Origin of the sequence: Oceanobacter sp. 5_MG-2023 (genome assembly GCF_030548165.1) — a bacterium.
Taxonomy (GTDB): Bacteria; Pseudomonadota; Gammaproteobacteria; order Pseudomonadales; family Oceanobacteraceae; genus Oceanobacter.
The window spans coordinates 1-3,219 of record NZ_JAUORS010000049.1 but is presented as its reverse complement, the minus strand read 5'-3'; the positions used below and the strand labels follow the sequence as shown (position 1 = coordinate 3,219).

1 protein-coding gene is annotated in these 3,219 nt (G+C 53.7%); it reads left to right on the top strand.

Annotated elements, in window-relative coordinates; genetic code table 11:
• Positions 1-3,219 (top strand): cadherin repeat domain-containing protein (locus Q4551_RS16015; RefSeq protein WP_303434920.1); only part of this gene is annotated, 3,219 nt, incomplete at both ends.

Sequence of the window (3,219 nt, the reverse complement as noted above, 5' to 3'; positions counted from 1 at the left end):
TACTGTCACCGCTACCGATGGAGCCGGTAACTTTACTAATCAGGCCGTTACCCTGGCGGTTAATAACCTGGATGAAGCAGCGCCAAGCATTACGTCTGGCGCGACGGCTACTGCAATCGATGAAAACTCAGGTGCCGGGCAAGTGGTGTATACCACGACGGCCGATGATTCCGCGGATATTTCTGGAGGTGTGACTTTCTCGCTCTCTGGCGACGATGCCGCGTATTTCAGCATCAACTCCGCCACCGGCGAAGTTGCTTTGTTGGCGGATGCGGATTATGAGAGCAAGTCCAGCTACAGCTTTATTGTTACAGCCACCGATGGCGCGGGTTTACAAGATAGCCAGTCCGTCACCTTGGCGGTCAACAACCTGGATGAAGTCGCACCGACGATTACCTCTGGTGATACCGCGACTGCCATCGATGAAAACAGCGGTGCGGGCAGTGTGATTTATACCGCCACCGCTGATGACACTGCTGATATTTCTGACGGAGTCACTTTCAGTCTGTCGGGTGCAGATGCTGCGTACTTCTCGATCGATGCTGTAACAGGCGAAGTCACTTTGTTGGCCGATGCCGACTATGAGACCAAGTCAAGTTACAGCTTTATTGTCACCGCCACCGATGGGGCTGGTAACTTCACTGATCAGACCGTCACTCTGGCGATCAATGATCTGGATGAAGTGGCACCGGCATTTACATCCGGTTCAACAGCGACCGCCATTGACGAAAACTCCGGTGAAAACACGGTGATTTACACCGCAGCGACGGATGATACGACGGCGGTTTATAGCCTCTCGGGAGCCGATGCAGGGCTGTTCAGCATTAATTCAGCCACCGGCGAAGTGACGTTATTGGCTGATGCCAATTACGAGACCAAGTCCAGCTACAGCTTTACTGTCACCGCTACCGACGGGGCCGGTAACTACACCGACCAAACCGTGACGCTGGCGGTCAATAACCTGGATGAAGTCGCACCGACGATTACTTCTGGCGCTATCGCCACTGCGATCGATGAAAACGGCGGTGCGGGTAGTGTGATTTATACCGCCACTGCGGATGACTCTGCAGATATTTCTGATGGCGTGAGTTTCGGTCTGTCGGGTGCAGATGCCGCGTACTTCAGCATCAACTCAGCCAACGGTGAAGTAACCTTATTGGCGGATGCGGATTACGAAAGCAAGTCCAGTTACAGCTTTACCGTCACCGCCGCCGATGGCGCGGGTTTACAAGATAGCCAGTCCGTCACCTTGGCGGTCAACAACCTGGATGAAGTCGCACCGACGATTACCTCTGGTGATACCGCGACTGCCATCGATGAAAACAGCGGTGCCGGTAGTGTGATTTATACCGCGACTGCCGATGACTCCGCAGATATCTCTGATGGCGTGGCTTTCTCGCTCTCAGGCGACGATGCAGCGTATTTCAGCATCAACTTAGCCACCGGCGAAGTGACGTTGTTGGCGGATGCCGACTACGAAACCAAACTAAGCTACAGCTTTATTGTCACCGCCACCGATGGGGCTGGTAACTTCACTGATCAGACCGTCACTCTGGCGATCAATGATCTGGATGAAGTGGGGCCTGTATTTACTTCTGGCACGTTGGCGGATGTCATTGATGAGAACTCCGGTGAGAACGCGGTGATTTACACCGCAGCGACGGATGATGCGACGGCGGTTTATAGCCTCTTAGGTACAGATGCGTCACTGTTCAGCATCAACTCAGCCACCGGTGAAGTCACCTTATTGGCCGACGCTGATTACGAGACCAAACCAAGCTACAGCTTTACTGTCACCGCCACCGATGGAGTCGGTAACTTTACTAATCAGGCCGTTACCCTGGCGGTCAATAACCTGGATGAAGCAGCGCCAAGCATTACGTCTGGCGCGACGGCCACTGCGATCGATGAAAACAGCGGTGCCGGCAGTGTGATTTATACCGCCACTGCGGATGACTCTGCTGATATTTCTGATGGCGTGAGTTTCGGTCTGTCGGGTGCAGATGCTGCGTACTTCTCGATTGATACCAGCAGTGGTGAAGTTACTTTGTTGGCGGATGCCGATTACGAAAGTAAATCCAGCTATAACTTTGTCGTGATCGCCACCGATGGTGCTGGTTTACAAGATAGCCAAGCCGTGACGCTGGATGTGAATGATCTGGATGAAGTGGCACCGGCATTTACATCTGGTTCAACAGCGACCGCCATTGACGAAAACACCGGTGAGAACGCGGTGATTTACACCGCAGCGACCGATGACGCGACGGCGGTTTATTCGTTGTCTGGTACAGATGCGTCACTGTTCAGCATCAACTCCGCTACAGGCGAAGTGACGTTATTGGCGGATGCCGACTACGAAACCAAACCAAGCTACAGCTTTACTGTCACAGCGACAGATGGCGCCGGTAACCACACGGACCAAGCCGTTACCCTGGTGGTTAATAACCTGGATGAAGCAGCGCCAAGCATTACTTCTGGCGCTACGGCTACCGCGATCGATGAAAACAGCGGTGCCGGTAGTGTGATTTATACCGCGACTGCCGATGACTCCGCAGATATCTCTGATGGCGTGGCTTTCTCGCTCTCAGGCGACGATGCAGCGTATTTCAGCATCAACTCAGCCACCGGCGAAGTGACCTTGTTGGCGGATGCCGACTACGAAACCAAACCAAGCTACAGCTTTACTGTCACCGCTACCGACGGAGCCGGTAACCATACTGATCAACTGGTTACACTCGATGTAAACAACCTCGACGAAATCGCGCCAACGATTACTTCCGGCGCGACAGCTACCTCGATCGATGAAAACTCTGGTGCCGGGCAAGTGGTGTATAGCGTCACTGCCGATGACTCCGCAGATACCTCTGATGGTGTGAATTTCTCGCTCTCAGGCGACGATGCAGCGTACTTCAGCATCAACTCAGCCACCGGTGACGTTACCTTGTTGGCCGATGCGGACTATGAGACCAAATCCAGCTACAGCTTTACTGTTACAGCCACCGACGGCGCGGGTTTACAAAATAGCCAAGCCGTGACGCTGGATGTGAATGATCTGGATGAAGTGGCACCGGCATTTACATCTGGTTCAACAGCGACCGCCATTGACGAAAACTCCGGTGAAAACACGGTGATTTACACCGCGGCGACGGATGATGCGACGGCGGTTTATAGCCTCTCGGGAGCCGATGCAGGGCTGTTCAGCATTAATTCAGCCACCGG